The sequence below is a fragment of the Gordonia araii NBRC 100433 genome (assembly GCF_000241265.1).
GTDB classification, from domain to species: domain Bacteria; phylum Actinomycetota; class Actinomycetes; order Mycobacteriales; family Mycobacteriaceae; genus Gordonia; species Gordonia araii.
Genome location: NZ_BAEE01000012.1, coordinates 46,134 through 64,234 on the forward strand (window position 1 = coordinate 46,134; position 18,101 = coordinate 64,234).

General features: G+C 67.9%; 17 protein-coding genes. 7 read left to right on the top strand and 10 right to left on the bottom strand.

Features of this window, described 5'->3' with window-relative positions:
- Window positions 1-3 precede the first annotated feature (3 nt).
- Window positions 4-675, top strand: coding sequence for a thiamine phosphate synthase (gene thiE, locus GOARA_RS01850; RefSeq protein ID WP_040521422.1), 672 nt, complete (start codon window positions 4-6; stop codon window positions 673-675).
- 97 nt (window positions 676-772) lie between these two features.
- On the opposite strand, the gene GOARA_RS01855 is transcribed toward thiE, so the two are convergent.
- Both GOARA_RS01855 and GOARA_RS01860 read right to left on the bottom strand, forming a co-directional pair.
- Window positions 773-2,449 (bottom strand): DUF222 domain-containing protein, encoded by a 1,677-nt coding sequence (locus tag GOARA_RS01855; protein WP_138947491.1) that lies wholly within the window; start codon window positions 2,447-2,449, stop codon window positions 773-775.
- A gap of 159 nt (window positions 2,450-2,608) precedes the next feature.
- A complete protein-coding gene (locus GOARA_RS01860) occupies window positions 2,609-3,004 on the bottom strand; it encodes a VOC family protein (RefSeq protein WP_040521423.1) in 396 nt (131 codons plus the stop codon).
- A gap of 122 nt (window positions 3,005-3,126) precedes the next feature.
- Between GOARA_RS01860 and GOARA_RS01865 the strand changes: the two genes are divergently transcribed.
- The 3 genes from GOARA_RS01865 (at window position 3,127) to GOARA_RS01875 (ending at window position 4,924) form a co-directional block, all read left to right on the top strand.
- Complete coding sequence (locus tag GOARA_RS01865; RefSeq protein WP_050947124.1) at window positions 3,127-3,867, top strand: haloacid dehalogenase type II; 741 nt, start codon at window positions 3,127-3,129, stop codon at window positions 3,865-3,867.
- Between the two features lie 33 nt (window positions 3,868-3,900).
- The gene (locus tag GOARA_RS01870; RefSeq protein WP_007320581.1) at window positions 3,901-4,263 is read left to right on the top strand and encodes a VOC family protein; all 363 of its coding nucleotides are present in this window, start codon (window positions 3,901-3,903) and stop codon (window positions 4,261-4,263) included.
- A gap of 295 nt (window positions 4,264-4,558) precedes the next feature.
- Complete coding sequence (locus GOARA_RS01875) at window positions 4,559-4,924, top strand: hypothetical protein (protein ID WP_040521444.1); 366 nt, start codon at window positions 4,559-4,561, stop codon at window positions 4,922-4,924.
- A 31-nt stretch (window positions 4,925-4,955) separates the two neighbouring features.
- Here GOARA_RS01875 and GOARA_RS01880 read toward each other — a convergent pair whose 3' ends face one another.
- Complete coding sequence (locus tag GOARA_RS01880; RefSeq protein WP_007320583.1) at window positions 4,956-5,471, bottom strand: NUDIX hydrolase; 516 nt, start codon at window positions 5,469-5,471, stop codon at window positions 4,956-4,958.
- 165 nt (window positions 5,472-5,636) lie between these two features.
- Here GOARA_RS01880 and GOARA_RS01885 point away from each other — a divergent pair, with 165 nt between their 5' ends.
- The 3 genes from GOARA_RS01885 to GOARA_RS01895 are packed head-to-tail and all read left to right on the top strand — an operon-like array spanning window position 5,637 to window position 10,491.
- Window positions 5,637-7,118: a GlnX family signal transduction membrane protein gene (locus tag GOARA_RS01885; protein WP_007320584.1), complete on the top strand. Its 1,482-nt coding sequence runs from the start codon at window positions 5,637-5,639 to the stop codon at window positions 7,116-7,118.
- Entirely contained in the window at window positions 7,115-8,095 is a 981-nt protein-coding gene (locus GOARA_RS01890; protein WP_007320585.1) for a glutamate ABC transporter substrate-binding protein, read from the top strand. The genes GOARA_RS01885 and GOARA_RS01890 overlap by 4 nt, the downstream gene beginning before the upstream one ends.
- A gap of 2 nt (window positions 8,096-8,097) precedes the next feature.
- Entirely contained in the window at window positions 8,098-10,491 is a 2,394-nt protein-coding gene (locus GOARA_RS01895) for a serine/threonine-protein kinase (protein ID WP_007320586.1), read from the top strand.
- Window positions 10,492-10,585: 94 nt separating this feature from the next.
- Here the strand turns inward: GOARA_RS01895 and GOARA_RS01900 are convergent, their stop codons facing one another.
- The 7 genes from GOARA_RS01900 to GOARA_RS01925 form a co-directional block, all read right to left on the bottom strand.
- Entirely contained in the window at window positions 10,586-11,812 is a 1,227-nt protein-coding gene (locus tag GOARA_RS01900) for an acetate kinase (RefSeq protein WP_007320587.1), read from the bottom strand.
- A complete protein-coding gene (pta, locus tag GOARA_RS01905) occupies window positions 11,809-13,926 on the bottom strand; it encodes a phosphate acetyltransferase (RefSeq protein WP_007320588.1) in 2,118 nt (705 codons plus the stop codon). The genes GOARA_RS01900 and pta overlap by 4 nt, the downstream gene beginning before the upstream one ends.
- Before the next feature lie 45 nt (window positions 13,927-13,971).
- On the bottom strand, window positions 13,972-14,523 hold the full coding sequence (locus tag GOARA_RS01910; protein WP_007320589.1) for a TetR/AcrR family transcriptional regulator: 552 nt from the start codon (window positions 14,521-14,523) through the stop codon (window positions 13,972-13,974).
- A 4-nt stretch (window positions 14,524-14,527) separates the two neighbouring features.
- Window positions 14,528-14,689 carry a hypothetical protein gene (locus GOARA_RS20080; RefSeq protein ID WP_007320590.1) on the bottom strand — a complete coding sequence of 54 codons (162 nt, stop codon included), beginning with the start codon at window positions 14,687-14,689 and terminating at the stop codon, window positions 14,528-14,530.
- A gap of 50 nt (window positions 14,690-14,739) precedes the next feature.
- On the bottom strand, window positions 14,740-15,762 hold the full coding sequence (gene fgd / locus GOARA_RS01915) for a glucose-6-phosphate dehydrogenase (coenzyme-F420) (RefSeq protein ID WP_007320591.1): 1,023 nt from the start codon (window positions 15,760-15,762) through the stop codon (window positions 14,740-14,742).
- A gap of 153 nt (window positions 15,763-15,915) precedes the next feature.
- Window positions 15,916-17,097, bottom strand: coding sequence for an acyl-CoA dehydrogenase family protein (locus GOARA_RS01920; protein WP_007320592.1), 1,182 nt, complete (start codon window positions 17,095-17,097; stop codon window positions 15,916-15,918).
- Window positions 17,097-18,062: an alpha/beta hydrolase gene (locus tag GOARA_RS01925; protein ID WP_040521425.1), complete on the bottom strand. Its 966-nt coding sequence runs from the start codon at window positions 18,060-18,062 to the stop codon at window positions 17,097-17,099. The genes GOARA_RS01920 and GOARA_RS01925 overlap by 1 nt, the downstream gene beginning before the upstream one ends.
- Window positions 18,063-18,101: the final 39 nt, after the last annotated feature.

The following is an 18,101-nucleotide window of genomic DNA, read 5'->3' on the forward strand; positions in this document are numbered from 1 at the left end:
CCCGTGAATCGTCGCGAACGCTTGGCCCGATCGTCGCTGTATCTGTGCACCGACGCGAGGCGGGAGCGCGGCGATCTGCTCGACTTCGTGGCCGCCGCACTGGACGGCGGCGTCGACATCGTGCAGTTGCGGGATAAAGGATCGCCGGGCGAGCGCGAGTTCGGTGCGCTGGAAGCCGGGTTGGAGCTGAATATCCTGGCCGACCTGAAGACGTTGACCACGCGCGCCGGGGCGTTGCTCGCTGTCAACGATCGGGCCGACATCGCCATCGCCGCCGACGCCGATGTCCTGCACGTCGGCCAGGATGATCTGCCCGTAGCCACCGCCCGGCGCCTGGTCGGCGGCGACGTGATTCTCGGCCTCTCAACGCACGATCCCGACCAGGCATCGGCTGCCTCGGCCAATCCCGATGTCGACTATTTCTGCGTCGGCCCGTGCTGGGCCACTCCGACCAAACCCGGCCGCCCGGGCACCGGCCTCGATCTCGTCCGCCACGCCGCATCGCTCCCGACGAACCGCCCGTGGTTCGCGATCGGCGGCATCGACGTGGACCGGGCACCGCACGTGGCCGAGGCCGGGGCGAGCCGGGTCGTCGTCGTGCGGGCGCTGACCGACGCCGCCGATCCTGCCGCGGCCGCCGTGGCCTTGAAGACGGCAGTCATCCCACGGGTATAGCGACCCCATGCGGCGGCACCGTCCAGGCGTTCGGACGCCGTGCTGGTCGCCGATGCGCTCCGATTCGAGGACCGAGGTCCGAGGCCTTTCGTCCAGGTCAAAGTGTTGTGTAGCCGAGCCGGTTGCAGATTCGCGTTTCGGTGGGCGACGGCTGTTCCCCTGCAGGCCGAACGTTGTCCGCGCCGGCAGAATCCGCGCCGGCCTCCGCTGGCCCAGCACAGGTTCGCGGGTGGTCGGTCGGACAATCGGGCGGATCGGGATCGGCCTCTCCCCGGTGTTGGCGGAGTCGTTTGACCGAACTGGCGCGCCGGGCGAGATCGTCGGGATGGTGTGTGTCGTTGATGCGGGGACGACTGAGAGTTCCGTCGCGGCAGCGCAGGCGCCAGACCACGCGCCCCGCGTCGGGACCGCGACGCCGATAGGCGGTTTCCCACTGCCCCGCGCGGTCACCGACGGCGCGGTTGTGCCGGCCGTCGGCGGGCGTGAGCTTGTCGATATCGGTGGCACCGCCCTTGGCCCAGTCGGGCAGATGATGCATCTGACTGGCGACGAGCGGAGCGTCGCAGTCGGGTGCGCTACACCCGCGATCCCGCGCGAACAGGGCCAAACGCTGAGCCAGCGTCGCCGATCGCTTAGCCCGCCCCTGATACAACACGTCACGGGTGTGGTCCGCGAACACGACCAGCGACGGGTCCAGATGCGCGGCGAGAGTCACCAGGTCGCCGATCGGCACCAACGATCCGGTGGCGGTCAGCGCGGTGCCGCAGCCTGCCTTGATCTCGGCCAGGCTGGCCGTGATCACCAACTGCCCCGGAATGCGCTTGGGTTTGCCCAGTCCGCCGTGGCCGATCACGTAGTCCAGAAACGCCTCGAACGCATCGTGGTTGCGTTGGGCGATACTGCGATGATCGCGCTGCCGGGCCCGCGTGAGCCGTTCGCGGGCCTCGTCGGTGTCGGCGACATCTTCGACCGATCCGAACAACCGCTCCGCCTGCGGGTCGTCGGGATTGTTCATGCCCGCCACAGCCCAATTGGCCAACAACAGCTCGAATTTCGCCCGCACCACCGGAGTCAGGCGGCCGGTGAGATCGGTCATCGTCTGCCGATCTTGGATACCGATGAACAGGCTGCGAACTCGCTGGCGATCGGTCTCGTCGGTCAGGCGGCCGTCCGGGTCGAGCAACTCGACCAGCCGACGGCCGGCTCGCGAGAGTTCACCCGGCGCCAGCTGCGCGGCCATACCCGCCAGATCCGCCTCCGCGGACTCCTTCACCTCGGCCGGCAACGAGTGCGGCAGCTCGCGCATCACCGCCATGATCACCGCTACGTGCTGGTGACCGATATCCCCGGCGGTCACCGCGGCCGCCGTGGCGGGCAGTGCCGGCGGCAGCGTCTGCCCGGTCATGCCCGTGAGCTTCGCGATCTTCTGCGCCTGCCCGTAGCGGCGACGCGCTTCCGAGCGGCCCAGCCGCAACCCGTGCGACAACCAGGTGGACAACCGCACGAAGCCCTCCCGCTCATGTGCTCCACGATCATTGACTTCGGTCAACAGCTGAGCGTCGAACCCGACCTGACGCCGACGCAACCGCTCACTGATCCGCGCGGTCTCCAACAGACCGTCCTCGGTCACCGCCGACAGCGGTGCCGACGCCGCCTTCGCCAACGCCGCATCCGCCAACCGCACCAGCTCCAGCGGCGACTCGGGCAGATCGACGGCCGAACCCGCCACCGGCCGGGACTCGACGCCGATCGCCGTTCCGTCCGGATCCCCCATCGGATTCACCCCCTCACCTGCGTCAACATCGCTCGAACATCTTGTTGTTCGTTGATAGATACGACACTATCCCCGACCTCTGACAAAACGACGAACTCACAGATGCCAGCGCTAACGAGTCGACCGCGGACCGGCGCTACTCGTGCCGATCGAGCCGGTCTAGCCGACGGCCTGTTCGTCGTCTCCGAGTTGCTGCACCGACAGGACATTGCCGTCGGGATCGGCGAACCATGCGACGCGGGTGCCACCCGGGGTCGTCCAGATCGCGTGCTCGTCCTGGTCGAATCCGTCGTAGCGACGGAGTTCGACGCCGGCATCCGCAAGTTCGCGAACGGTCGCCTCGATGTCCTCGACGTTCCACCCGAGGACGGTGTACGGGGCAGACACGGGCTCGGCCGCCTCGGTCACCCGAAGCTGCCGGCCGGCGACGTCGTAGACATTCGCCGCGGGCGAGGCATGTACGCGGCGCAGACCGAGCACGCCGCCGTAGAACCGGTGTGAGGCCTCCAGGTCACGGCACGCAACGAAGGCGACCAACTCCGCCGAGTCGAGCATGTCGCCCAAGCTACCGCCGTTCACGCCCAGGAGGCACGAATCCCGCCCAGCACCGAGACCGGCCGTCGTGCCCGGTCCGGGTGGCAACGGGGCCGAGTGAGGAAGTGCGATGCGAGTCGGGAATGGTAGTCAACACACCGCCTGACGAAGGGATCCATGTGACCGACCGCCCACGACCGTCCGCCCTCCTCTTCGACCTCCAAGGAACGGCCACGGATTTCTACACCCCGGTGGTGGCCGGGCTGCGCGAGGCGTTCCCCGACGCCGATCACGACGAACTCCTCACGCGGTGGCGAGCGGGATACTTCGAGCAGACCGGCCCCGAGGCGCCCGTCGACGACGCCGGCTGGGTCTCGGTCCACGCCATCTACCGCGCGGCACTCGACGAAGTGCTGGCCGAGGCGGGGTTGCAGGCCGGCGACGACGTCTGCGAGGCGCTCAGCAGGACGTGGCAGCGCCTGGAACCGTGGCCCGACTCGATCCAGGGTCTGTCCCGACTGCGCAGCCGCTACACCACCGCGACGCTCTCCAATGCCGACGTCGCGGCGGCCGTCCGGATCTGCAAGCACGCCGCGCTGCCGTTCGACGCCGTGTTCACCGCCGAGATGGCCGGCGCATTCAAACCCGACCCGCGCGCCTACCTGACGGCGGCGCGCTACCTGGACGTCCCGACGTCGGAGATCATGATGGTCGCCTGCCACAAGTACGACCTGCGTGCGGCCGCCGAACTCGGTCTCGCCACCGCTTTCGTCGCGCGGCCGCTGGAGTTCGGCCCCGCCGGCTCCCCCGACGCCGAATTCGACGATGCCTTCACCATCAACGCGACCGACTTCCTCGACCTCGCCGATCAACTCGACTGCTGACGCGCCGTCACGCGACTGTGGCAGCATCGGTACATGGGATCGATCACCCATCTGATCGCCGGCGTCCCCGTCTCCGACCTGGCCGCCGGAACCGACTGGTACACCCGATTCTTCGGCCGCGGCCCCGACCTGCACGTCGGCGGCGAGATCCTATGGGACGTCGACGAACACGCGACGCTGTTCATCGAAGCCAACGCCGAACACGCCGGATCCGGACGCGTCACCTTCGGCGTGAGCGGGCTCGATGAACTGCTCGACGGCCTGACCGCACGAGGAATCGCCTACGAGGCGGTCGAGACGTACGACAACGGCGTACGCCACGTCGATATCCCCGATCCGGATGGCAACGCCATCGCGTTCGCCGAGGCACCGGACCCGCCGACGTCCCGGACGTGAGGTCCGCGGACGCCGACGAACCGCCGTCGTTCCCCCGCCCCGAGGGGTGTTCCCGAAATCACGTTTGCACCCCATGGGTCACGGGCCTACTCTGGCTGCGTGCACATCAAGCTCGTAACTCGCCCGTAGCGGGGTCTCACCGGCCGACCCCCGCTGCGGGGGTTGCCTATTCACCCATCGGTCACTTCCCATATCGACCGAGAGCAGACTCCAGATGCACACCCGAAACTTCGCCCCGTCATTCTTCTCGCATACCACTGATCTTCCGACCGGCATCCGCGAGGAGGCACGCACCATGTCTACCGAAGAACTCGCTGAACGCTTCGCCCCATCCGGCTCCATCCGGCTGAACTCGTGGTCCGCCGCACCCGCGGACGGGGACCGGCTGGACTGCCGCGCCACCATCGCCGTCGAGGGTCACGACCATTCGGTCCAGGCCCGCGCCACCGGCCAGCTGGGCGCCCTGACGTCGATGCTCTACGACCTGGGCGCCGGTGTCGAAATCCGCCGCCTGCACCAGCGCCGCGACGGCGACGAGTACGTCACGATCCTGCTGTGCGGCAACGACTACGACGAACGCTGGGCCGTCGGCTCCGGCGCCAACGGCGACGAGGCCAACCGCAACGCGCTGATCGCCGGCGCCAACCTACTGCCGCACTGACTGGGCACCCCACCTCCGCCGAGTGGGCACCTCACCTTCGCCGAGTGGGCACCTCACCTCCGCCGAGTGGGCAGTAGGCCAGTGCGGCCAGCTGGTCCCGCAGCTCCGGCCAGCTACGAGCGAATCCCGGGTGCAGCGGCAGCAGGTCCACCTCGCCGGTCGCCACCCACCGCAACTCGGTCGACTCCCCGTTGGCGACAGTGCTGACCGGCGTTTCGACGTCGGCGATCACCGTCGTGTAAGTCCATCCGCTGACCGACTCCGCGGTGACCAGCTCTAGCCGCACGACGATCTCGTGATGGCCGATACCGGCCTCCTCGTCGGCTTCCCGGATCGCCGTGTCGACGGCGGACTCGTGTGAATCTCGTGCGCCGCCGGGCAGGGCCCACGTGCCGCCCTGATGGGACCATGCCGCGCGATGCTGCAACAGCACGCCGATCGCACCGTCGGGCAACGGTGCGCGCAGCAGGAGGCCGGCCGCTCCATGACGACCCCAATACCGCGAACCGTCGGGGTCGAAAACCCAACCGTCACCGTCTCCGCGCACGCGCGCCTCCCGACCTCAGATCTCACGTCCACCGTAGGCGAGACCGCACCATCCGGTCGAGAATCTTTGCGCGCCGATCCCATTGCGTGTCGTCAGCGTCCGGGCCGCGGTCCGACTACCCTGGTAGGTGCACGTTCAATCGGCCGGCCCACGGGAGATGATGCGGTGAAATCCGACGCATCACCCGCACGGCTGCGCTTCAGTGGACTCGGCGACGGCGCGGCCCGGTCGACGCCGGAATCGATCGCCCAGGCCGCCGGACAACTCTCCACCAGTCCGCAACTACGACGGGCACTCACCGACCGCCGCGAACTCGTCGCGGCCGCGCGCGCACGCGCCCAATCCCCGGTCGCGGCCCTCCGCGTCTTCGCCTCGTCGACGCCGGGCAAGCTCATCATCATCACGATCGCCCTGACGATCGGCTGCATGACCACCGGCTGGTACGCCTCGGTGACCCTGAACAACCGCATTCTCGCGCTGCAGCAACTGATCTCGCGCGCTGAGCCGATCGCGGAGTCCTCGCAGGTGCTGTTCAGTTCGCTGTCGATCGCCGACGCATCGGCCAACTCGGCGTTCATCTCCGGCGGCCTCGAACCCGTCGAACTGCGGAAGCGTTACTCGAACGCCATCGCCAGCGCCTCGGCGGCGCTCGTCACCGCGGCCAACAGCCCCGACGAGGACGGCGGGGCGCTGCGCACCGAAGACGATCCCGTCCACGCCGACCTGGTGGCCCTGACGATCAACCTGCCCGTCTACACCGGCCTGGTGGAGACCGCGCGAGCGAACAACCGGCTGGGCAATCCTGTCGGCTCGGCTTATCTCAACGAGGCCAGCGGGCTGATGCAGGAAACGTTGTTGCCTGCCGCGCAACGGATCTACGAGCAGCGCACCTCGGCGATCGCCCAACCCCAGCAGGTGCTGACCCGACCGCCCTATCTCGTGTACGCGACGTTGTTCCTCCTGATCGGCGCGCTGCTCGCCGCGTCCCGTTTCCTGGATCGCCGGACGCGACGCCGATTGAACATGGGCATCCTCGTCAGCCTGGTCGCCGTCACCGCGGGAACCCTATGGCTGCTCATCGCCGGTCTGACGTCGGCGGCGGCCACCAACACCGCCAGGGAGGACGGTGCCGACCCGCTGCACGCGCTGACGTCGGCCCGGATCAGCCTGCAGCAGGCGAGGTCCGCTCAGACGCTCTCGCTGGTGCGCCGGGACCAGACGGCTCTCAACGACAACTTCACCGACGCCACCCGGGGCGTCGCAGAAGTCCTCAACCAGCTCTCCGCCGACTACGAGTCCGGCAAGAGCAAAGCTCTGCCGATCGACGACATCAACGCGGCCCGGGTGGCACTCGTCGATTGGCAGACCACCGACCGGGAGATCGGCAAGCGCCTCGCCAGCGGCGACTATCTCGGCGCGCGCAATCTCACCGTCGGTACGGGCGCCGCCAGCGCCGCCACCTACTACGCCAAGGTCGATGACGCGATCGTCCGGTCGATCACCAAGGCCCGCAGCACCTTCCGCGACAACATCTACACCGCCGGGCGCTTTCTGGCGTTCAGCAGCTCCGGCATCGCGGCACTCTCCTTGATTGCCGCCGTCGCGATTCCCCTCGGCCTGTACGACCGCGTGCGGGAGTATCGATGAGAACCCGGGTCCGCGCCGCACTGGTCCTCGTCGCGCTGACCGCGACGGGGTGCGTCCGGTTCACCGCCCCCGACAGCCCGCCCCCGCTGACCACGGCGAACACCCCCACACCACCGGGGATGGTGACGCAGCGGCCCGGCGCCCCGACCTCGCCGGAGTCCGACACGGACAACTGCAATCGCCTGGCGAGCCTCAGACCGATCCCGCTGCCGCCGCGCGGACAGATGCCGCCCCGGACCCCGATGGCCGAGATCGCCGCCAGCGGGCGCCTCATCGTCGGCATCGACACCGGATCGAATCCGTTCAGCTTCCGCGACCCGCTCTCCGGTGACCTGCGCGGGTTCGACGTCGACATCGCCCGCGAGATCAGCCGGGCCATCTTCGACGACCCCAACCGGATCGAGTTCCGCGTGATGAGGTCGGCCGACCGGGTCGATGCCCTGCGCAACCGCGAGGTCGACCTGGTCGTCAAGACGATGAGCATCACCTGCGAACGCCGCAGGCACGTCGATTTCTCCTCCCCGTATTACGTTGCCGCACAGCGGATCTTGGCGGTGAACAGTTCCAAGATCAGCCAGGCCGAGGACTTGGCGGGCAAACGCGTCTGCGTCGCGACCGGTGCGACGTCTGCGCTGCGGCTGCGCCAGATCGTGCCAACGGCGACGCTCGTGGAGACGTCGACGTGGGCCGACTGCCTGGTGCTGCTTCAGCAGTCCGGCGTCGACGCCGTGTCCACCGATGACGCGATCCTGGCGGGCCTGGCCGCCCAGGACCCCTGGCTGCAGTTGGTGGGCCCCAGCCTCGGCGAGGAGTACTACGGCATCGGCATCGCCAAGGGGCGCGACGGATTGGTGCGCTTCGTCAACGCCGTGCTGGTCGACCTGATGGCCAGCGGCCGGTGGCGCGCGATCGCCGACGAATGGCTCTCGATGCTCGGATCCACCGCCGCCCTCCCCCGACCCACGTACCGGGATTAGCCATGGCCGACGACGCACAGCCCTCCCACGAGGACGAACCACTCGAAACCCAGGCGACGCCGTTCGACCAGGCCGACACCGGGACCCAGGCGCTCGCCCCGGATCTCCTCGTCGGCCCGGACACCTCGGCGGCCACCGAACCGGCGGGCACCTCGCGGTCGTCGGTCGTGCCCCGGACCACCTTTCCCGTTCCCCGCGGTCGGGTCCTGGTCCCCGAGCGCGGCGCCCCCCGCGTCCACGACCGCCGGTTGGGCAGCGAGCTCGTCGACCTGCCGCGCATCGTCGACACCGAACCGGCCGACGCCATCCTGGTCGATCCGCAGATCCCCGAACGCAAGCGCAAGTGCTGGAACTGCGGGACACCGCTGGCCCGCGAGTCCGGACCGCACGCCGGTCCGATGACGGGCGAGTGCCCCAACTGCGGGGTGCGCTATTCGTTCGTCCCCGGTCTCGAGCCCGGAACCGTCGTGGCCGATCAGTACGAGATCCTCGGTGCCATCGCTCACGGGGGGATGGGGTGGATCTACGTCGCCACCGACCGGAACGTGTCGGATCGGCCCGTCGTCCTCAAGGGGTTGCTCAACTCCGGCGATTCGGCGGCGCAGGCCGTCGCCGTCGCCGAGCGACAGTTCCTGGCGTCGGTCAGTCACCCCGGCATCGTCAAGATCTACAACTTCGTCGAACACGGACTCCACGACGACCGCACCATCGGCTACATCGTCATGGAGTACATCGGCGGCAAGACCCTCAAACAGCTGACGGCCCCACCGGAAGGGTCGATGACACCGACGCTGCTCTCACCCGAGCAGGCGATGGCCTACCTGTTGGAGGTGTTGCCCGCCGTCGGCTACCTGCACTCGGTTGGGCTGGTCTACAACGATGTGAAACCGGACAACATCATGGTCAGCGCCTCGGACGTGACGCTGATCGACCTGGGCGCCGTGGCACCGATCGGCGGCCACGGACGGCTCTACGGCACACCGGGGTTCCAGGCGCCGGAGATCATCGAAACCGGCCCCCAGGTCGCCACCGACATCTACAGCATCGGGCGCACCCTGGCAGTGCTGACCGTCGACATGCCGATGGAGGGCGGGCAATACCTGCCCGGACTGCCCGACGTCGACGACGTTCCGCTGTTCGCCGAGAACCCGTCCTTCCACTTGCTGCTGGCCCGCGCCACCGCGACCAATCCCGACGAGCGCTTCGCAAGCACCGCGGAGATGACGACGCAGGTCCTCAACGTGCTGCGCGAAACCGTCGCCGTTCACACTGGTGTCCCCCGCCCCGCGATGTCGACGGTGTTCACCCCGCCGCGCTCCACCTTCGGCACCGAACTGCTCCTCGGCCCGGTCGACGCCTTCTTCGACCCGGACCAGGCGTCCTTCTACGACCCGGCGGACATCGCGGCCGCGTTGCCCGTTCCGCTCATCGACCCGGCCGACCCCGCCGCCCGGGTGCTGAGTTCGGCGGCGCTGTCGGACCCGCGCCAGATCCTGGACTCCATCAGCGCCCACCGCGCCGACCTGGTCTCGGCCAACGACACCGACTACGCGCCGCCGCGCGCCTCGCTGGAGATCGAGCTCGCCGAAGCGCGCGCCTATCTCGAACTCGACGACGTCGACACCGCGCTGGGCGTACTGCGCGGCGCGGATCAGCATCACGGGCACAACTGGCGCATCGAGTGGTACCTGGGTATCTGCGCGCTGCGCAACGACGAACCCGAACTGGCCTACGAGCGGTTCAACGAGACGCTGGAGGCGATGCCGGGCGAGATCGGGCCGAAGCTCGCCGTCGCGGGCACCGCCGAACTCATCGGCCGGTGGCTGGCGGGAGAATCCGCGGACACCGGGACGGGTGGCGATCTCGATCCGCAGGTTCGGCAGTGGTACGAGATCGCCAGGCACCACTACCAGGATCTGTGGTTCACCGACCACGCCATCATCACCGCGGCCTTCGGCCTGGCCCGTATCCATCTGGCCTACGGCGAGGTCGCCAAGGCTATCGTCGGCCTCGACGAGGTACCGCCGACGAGCCGCCACTACAACACAGCGCGCGAGACGGCGGTCATGGCGCTGGTCCACGGCCGGCCCGTCTCGCAGGTGACCCACTCCGAGATCGTCGAAGCCGCCGACCGGCTGGAGAAGATTCCCGACGCCGAGCCGCGCAAGCCGCGCATCAAGCTGATCGTGCTGGGGACGGCGCTCGGCTGGGTGCTGGCGAACGAACCGTCCGAAGGCCTGCCCGACCTGCTCGGCTACCCCTTCACCGAGTACGGGCTGCGCACCGGCACCGAACAATCCCTGCGCGACCTGGCGCGTGAGACCCGCACCAACCGCGCCCACCGCTTCCAGCTCGTCGACCTGGCCAACTACGTCCGGCCGGCGACCTGGTTCTGATCAGAAACTCGCCGAGTGGGCACCTCACCCACGCCGACTGGGCACCCCACCCACGCCGACTGGGCACCCCACCCACGCCGACTGGGCACCCCACCTACGCCGAGTGGGCACCCGCGCTGACGACTGCCTGCGCCTGACGCGCGATCTCGAGCTCCTCGTTCGTTTCGACGACGAGGACGGTCGTGCGCGAGGCGTCGGTGGAAATGACGCGAGCGTCACTGCTGCGCACCGCATTGCGCTCGGGATCGATCTCGATGCCGAAGGCTTCCAGGCCGGCCAGCGAGTCGGCGCGCACGCCCGCCGCGTTCTCGCCGACCCCGGCAGTGAAGCTAATGACGTCGGTGCGGCCCAACTCGACGAGGTAGGCGCCGAAGTAGCCGCGCAACCGGTGGATGTAGATGTCGTAGGCCTCGCGAGCGTTGTCGTCGCCGGCCTCGATCATCTCGGTGACCGCACGGAAGTCGTTCTCACCGCACAGCCCCTTGAGACCCGACTGCTTGTTGAGCAGCTGATCGATCTCGTCGACCGACATCCCGACGACACGATTCAGGTGAAACAGCAGCCCGGGATCGATGTCTCCCCCGCGCGTCCCCATGACCAGACCTTCGAGCGGCGTCATGCCCATGGACGTGTCGACGGCGCGCCCGTCGCGGATCGCCGACATCGACGCACCATTGCCTAGATGGGCGACGATCTGGTTGGTCTTCTCGTAGTCCAGGCCCAGGTACGCGGCGGCGGCATGCGATACATAGTCGTGGCTGGTGCCGTGGAAACCGTATCGGCGCAACGCGTACTTGTCGGACAGCTCGCGGTCGATCGCGTAGCGCGCCGACGCGTCGGGCAGGTCGTGGAAGAACCCGGTGTCGAAGACCGCAACCCCCGGGACGTCGGGCAGCAGAGCCTGGGCCGCCTCTATCCCGACCAGATTGGGCGGGTTGTGCAACGGCGCCAGCGGCGCAAGGCGAGCCACTTCGTCGATGACGTGCTGGTCGATCAGCGTCGGCCGGTAAAGCGAACGCCCACCGTGCACGACGCGGTGCCCGACGGCGCACAGATTGGCGTCGGCGAGGTCGGTACCCTTGGCGGCGAAAAGCTCCAACGCCTTGGCAATCGCGGCTTGATGGTCGGGCAGATGCAGTTCTTCGACAATCTGCCCGCCGTCCTGCTCGTGGGTGATGATCGACGTCTGCTCACCGATGCGCTCGACGAGTCCGTCGGCGGTCACCGTCCCCGAATCCGGTTCGAGCAGTTGATATTTCAGCGACGACGAGCCGGCGTTGAGAACCAGGACCAGCGCAGGCGTTCGGTCCGCGGCGTTCATTTTCCGGCTCCGGTGGTCTGAGCCTGGATCGCGGTGATCGCCACGGTGTTGACGATGTCGGCGACGAGCGCACCGCGCGAGAGGTCGTTGATCGGCTTGTTCAAACCCTGCAGAACCGGGCCGATCGCGATCGCGCCCGCGCTGCGCTGCACGGCCTTGTAGGTGTTGTTGCCGGTGTTGAGATCCGGGAAGATCAGCACCGTCGCCTGCCCGGCGACCGGCGAATCGGGCATCTTCGTCTCCGCGACGCTGGGCTCGACAGCGGCGTCGTACTGGATCGGTCCCTCCACCAACAGGTCGGGCTCGCGTTCGCGCACGAGCGCGGTGGCGGTACGCACCTTGTCGACCTCGGCGCCCGAACCGGACTCACCGGTGGAGTAGGACAGCATCGCCACGCGCGGGTCGATGCCGAACGCAGACGCCGTCTCCGCCGAGGAGATCGCGATGTCGGCCAGCTGCTCGGCCGTCGGGTCAGGCACCACGGCGCAGTCGCCGTAGGTCAGCACGCGGTCGGCCAGGCACATGAAGAACACGCTGGACACCGTGTCGACGCCCGGCTTGGTCTTGATGATCTCGAACGCCGGGCGGATCGTGTGCGCCGTGGTGTGGATCGAGCCGGACACCATCCCGTCGGCCATGTCGTTGTGCACCATCATCGTGCCGAAATAGGAGACGTCGCGCATCAGGTCGCGCGCGCGGTCCATCGCCACGTTCTTGTGCTTGCGCAGTTCGGCGTACTGGACGGCAAACTTCTCGGTCAGCTCGGAATCGAGCGGATTGATGACGTCGATGCCGGAGAGTTCGATGCCGAGATCCTTGATCTGCCCCTCGACCTTGGCCGGGTCGCCCAGCAAGGTCAGACGGGCGGTGCCGCGCGCGGTGAGCTGAGCCGCCGCCCGCAGGATGCGTGGCTCCTCGCCCTCGGGGAGCACGATGTGGCGGCGATCGGACTTGGCTCGGGCGGCGAGCTGGTACTCGAACATCTGCGGGGTGACGACCTCGGGAATCGCGAGGTGCAGGTCGGCCATCAGCTCGGTCGAGTCGATGTGATGCTCCATCAACGCCAGCGAGGTCTCGATCTTGCGCGCCGATTGGTTGGCCATCTTTCCCCGCGTGTGCGACGCGATCCGCGCGGTCTCGTAGGTGCTCTGTTTGCAACACACGATCGGCAGCGTCGGGTTGAGGCCGCGCACCAACGCGTCGATCATCGGGTGAGGTCGCAGACCACCGTTGAGGATCAGGCCGGCCAGCCGCGGAAAGCCTTGTGCGGCATTAGCGTTCACCAGCGCCAGCAACACGTCGGAGCGATCGGCCGGCGCGATCACAACCATGCCCTCTTCGAGTCGCTCCAGGATGTGTTCCACCGTCATGCCGCCGACCATCATGTGCAGCGCCTCACGGTCCAGCAGTTCTTCGTCGCCGCTGTAGAGCGTGCCGCCCAGCGCCTCGGAAAGTTCGGCCATCGTCGGCGAACTCAGGACCGGGTCCTCGGGCAGAATCCACACGCCGGGCCCGAGGCCGTCGAGCGCTTTGCGCGTCGCTTCTTCCTGACCGACGCTCGTGCGGTTGACGATCACCGCGACCGTCGTCGCATGCTCCGACGAGATCTCGGCGAGGGCGTACTCGGCCATGCCCCGCACTTCCGCCGGTGACCGCTCGGCCGCCCGCAGCGCCAGCACGATCGGACAGGCGAGGTTCGCCGCGATCCGCGCGTTGTAGGAAAGCTCCGACGGGTTCCCGACATCGGTGTAGTCGGATCCGACGACGAGGACCGTGTCGCACTGCGCCTGCACGGCGTGGAACCGGTCGACGATCGTCGCCAGCGCCCCGTCCGGGTCGGCGTGGACCTGGTCATAGGTGACGCCGATGCACTCGTCGTAGTCGAGCCCCACCGAATCGTGGGCGAGCAGCAACTCCAGGATGTAATCGTTCTCCCCGTCGCGCGTTCGACTGATGGGGCGGAACACGCCGATGCGACCGCCGGTCGCCGAAAGCAGGGCGAGCAGGCCCAGCGCGATCGTCGACTTCCCGGTTTCGCCCTCGGCCGAGGCCAGGTAGATCGCGGAATGCGAGGTATCGGACACGGACTTCTCTGCTGGAGAGCGCTCGGTCATGACCGATACCCTAACCTGGCGCCGGGAGCGCAGCGAGCGGGCCGATCAGACCGGTGCCACCACCGCCGCGACGACGAGATCGGCCACTTGCTCGTCGGACATGACCGAGTCGGGCACGAGCATCATCGAGTACACGGTCCGAACCATGAACTCGGCCGCCGCCTCCGGACTCGGCCGCAGCCGGTGCGCGATCCCCTCGTCGAGGTCGGGCATCGTCGCGGCGACGATCTGGGTGATCAGCGCGGGTCCGCCGTCGGTCGTCGACACGAGAGCGGAGACGATTTCGCCCGGCTCGTTGCGCAACACGTACTGCAACGCCGTGTGCTCACGGATGTATCGCAGCGACTCGACCACCTGGACGCGCACCTTGCCCTCGACGTCGGGTTGCGCGTCGGCCCAAGCGTTGAGATGAGACCGCAGCTGTGTCACCTCGCGCTCGACGATCGCGGCGATCAACGCCTCGCGACCGCCGAACATGCGGTATGCGGTCGCTCGCGCGACACCGGCCTGCTTGGCGACCGAGGTGAGACTCAACGCCTTCGCGCCGAAGCGGGACACCAGCGCGACGCCGACGTCCACCATCCGTTCGCGATCCATGCGATCAGGGTAATACGCCGAGCGTGCCCACATTTCCGCCGAGCGTGCCCAGTTTCCTGCCGACCGTGCCCAGTTTTCCGCCGACCGTGCCCACAATCCCATCGAGTGTGCCCGAAATCCCGTCGACCGTGCCTTTGGGCGTCACCGCCCGGTCCGTCGCGGGCACAGTCGGCGAGAATCTGGGCACGGTCGGCGAGAATCTGGGCACGGTCGGCGTCAGGAAGCGGGGACCAGTTCGCGGAGGCGGGGTGCGAGGTCGCGGGAGAAGTTATCGAGGAACCGTCGCTGGTCATGCCCGGGGGCGTGGAATACCAGGTGGTTGAGGCCGGCGTCGGTGTACTGCCGTACCTGTTCGACCGCCTCGTCGGGGTCGGAGGCGACGATCCACCGTTTGGCGACCTGCTCGATCGGCAGTTCGTCGGCGAGGCGTTCCATCTCCACCGACGAGTTCACCGAATGCTTCTGCTCCGGCGTCAACGACAACGGCGCCCAGAACCGGGTGTTCTCCAGGGCGAGTTCGGGGTCGGGGTCGTAGGATATCTTGATCTCGATCATCCGGTCGATGTCGGCGAAGTCGCGCTCGGCCTTGGCCGCACCCTCCTTGACCGCCGGGATCAACTTCTCGGTGTAGAGCTCCATCCCCTTGCCTGAGGTGCAGATGAAACCATCACCCGCGCGCCCGGCATAGCGGGCGACCACCGGGCCGCCGGCCGCGACATACACCGGGATCGGCTGCTCGGGCACGTCGTACATGAACGCACCCTGGGTGCGGTAGTACTCGCCCTCGAAATCCACCTTCTCGCCGGTCCACAACTCGCGCATCAACCCGATCGCCTCACGCAGCCGGGCGAACCGCTCCTTGAACTCCGGCCAATCCCCGGTGAACCCGGTTGCGTATTCGTTGAGCGCTTCACCGGTGCCGACGCCGAGCATGATCCGCCCCGGATACAAACACCCCATCGTCGCGAAAGCCTGAGCGATGACCGCCGGGTTGTAGCGGAAGGTCGGGGTCATCACCGACGTGCCGATCTGCACCCGCTCGGTGCGCTCGCCGACCGCGGCCATCCACGCCAGCGAGAACGGCGCGTGTCCGCCGTTGTGCCGCCACGGCTGGAAATGATCGCTCACCGCCACCGAATCGAGCCCATGCTCCTCGGCCGCAACCGCGATCTCCACCAACTCGCGCGGATCGAACTGCTCCGCCGATGCCTTGAATCCGAGCTTCAAACCTTGCGTCACGCCGCCTCCTCGTTGTCGACGCCAACGCTACCCGAGCAGTTGCTTGGTTGGAATGCGGGCGCCTGAGGGCCACTCGGCGGGGGTGGGGTGCCCACTCGGCGGAGGTGAGGTGCCCACTCGGCGAAGGTGAGGTGCCCACTCGGCGTAGGTCGCCTACCGGAAGGCGTCTACTCCCGTCAGCGCCTTGCCGATCATCAGCTGGTGCATCTCGGAGGTGCCCTCGTAGGTGAGCACCGACTCCAAATTGTTGGCGTGCCGGATGACCGGGTACTCCAGCGTGATCCCGTTGGCCCCCAGGATGGTTCGGCATTCCCGCGCGATCGCCAGCGCCTCGCGGACGTTGTTGAGCTTGCCCAGGCTGATCTGTTCGGGCCGCACTCCGACCGAATCCTTGAGCCTTCCGAGATGCAGCGCCAACAACTGTGAGGTACCCAGGTCGACGGCCATGTCGGCGAGTTTGCGCTGGGTCAGCTGGTAGCCCGAGAGCGGCTTGTCGAAGACGTCACGGCTCCCGGCATACTCGACCGCCGTCTCCAGACAATCGCGACCGGCACCGACGGCCCCGAACACGATGCCGAAACGGGCCTCGTTCAGACACGACAACGGCCCCCGCAATCCTTCGACCTCCGGCAGCATCGCCGACGACGGCAGGCGCACATCTTCGAGGACGATCTCGCCGGTCACCGACGCGCGCAGCGACATCTTGCGAGTGATCTCCGGTGCGCTGAAACCTGGCGTGTCCGTGGGTACGACGAAGCCGCGAATCCCCCGAGCCCCCTCGGCGAGATCGGTGCGCGCCCAGACGACGGCCACGTCGGCGACCGGCGAGTTGGTGATCCACATCTTCGCGCCGTTCAGCACCCAGTCATCGCCGTCGCGCTTGGCGTTGGTCCGCATGCCGGCTGGGTTGGAGCCGAAGTCGGGTTCGGTCAGCCCGAAGCAGCCCAGCGCGCGTCCGGCGGACATGTCCGGCAGCCAGCGGTCCTTCTGTTCGTCGCTGCCGAATTTCCAGATCGCGAACATCGCGAGCGACCCCTGCACCGAGACGAAGCTGCGCAACCCCGAGTCGACGGCCTCCAACTCCTGACACGCCAGACCGTAGGCGGTCGCCGACGCCCCCGCACAGCCGTAGCCGTCCAGGTGCATGCCGAACACGCCGAGGGAGCCGAGTTCGGTGGCGAGTTCGCGGACCGGCAGCTCGCCGGACTCGAACCAATCGGCGACGTGCGGACGCAGCCGCCTGTTCCCGAAGTCGCGGACCGTGTCGACGATCGCCCGCTCATCGTCGTCCAGCAATCCGTCCAAGCCGAAAAGCTCGGCAACACTCTGCGTCATCAACTGGCCTTACTCGTATCGGTTCCGCTGTGCGCGGCGCGGATCTCGCCGGCGAGGAAGTCGACGGTCAGGCCGACCGACTCCTTGCCCTCCCGGTGGCGCAGCGGAACGGTGAATGCGTGGACCTGCCACGGAAAGCTGTGCAGGACGGCGCGCACTCCGGCCGCGTCGAGTTTGTCGACGAACTCGATGCTGTCCGGCTCGACCATCTCCTTCTCCGCGGTGATGACGATGGTCGGCGGAAACGCCTGCGGGTCGATGTCGACGGCCCGCCGGGCGCCGGTCAGCGCGATCGGGCCCCAGTCGAACATCGGTCCGAGCACCGAGAGCTTGCCGATCGGCAGATACGCGTCGTGGCGGCTGGTGCGGTTCGGGTTGTCACCGAGGTCGAGATCGAGCAGCGGCGACAAGAGGGCCAGCGCGGTGGGTGCCGGCAGTCCGTTCGCCGCCGCGAGTTCGGCGACCTTGACGGTCAGAAAGCCGCCGGCCGAATCCCCGGCGACGACGACGTGCCGAAAGCCCCGCTGCCCCAGCAGTTCTCGATAGGCCTCGAACGCGTCGTGCACCGACGTGCCGACACCGGCTTCGGGCAGCTGCCGGTAGTCCAGCACGAAGACCGGAACCTGCAGGCTCTTGGCGATCGACGTCGAGATCGGTCGGTGGGTCCCCGGTCCGCACGCGATGAACGCGCCGCCGTGCAGGTACAGAACCGCGGTGTCGGTGGAGGCGCCGGTCGGGCCTTTCGCCATGACCAGCTCGGTGGGCCGGCCGGCGAGCTGGATGCGCTCGACGGCGACGGATCGCGGTGGGCGCTGTCGCTCCGACATCCGCTCGAAGCGCCCGAGCACGGCGAAAGCCAGTCGGTTAATTGGCGCGAAGGTTAACAGCGGCTTAAGAGTTAGCCATGCCGCCAACCAGATGGGATACGACGCGAGACTCGGCCGTCGGTGGTGCACAATTGGCATGCTCGTGAAGCTACACCCTTGTGCTGAGAGGTTGAACCG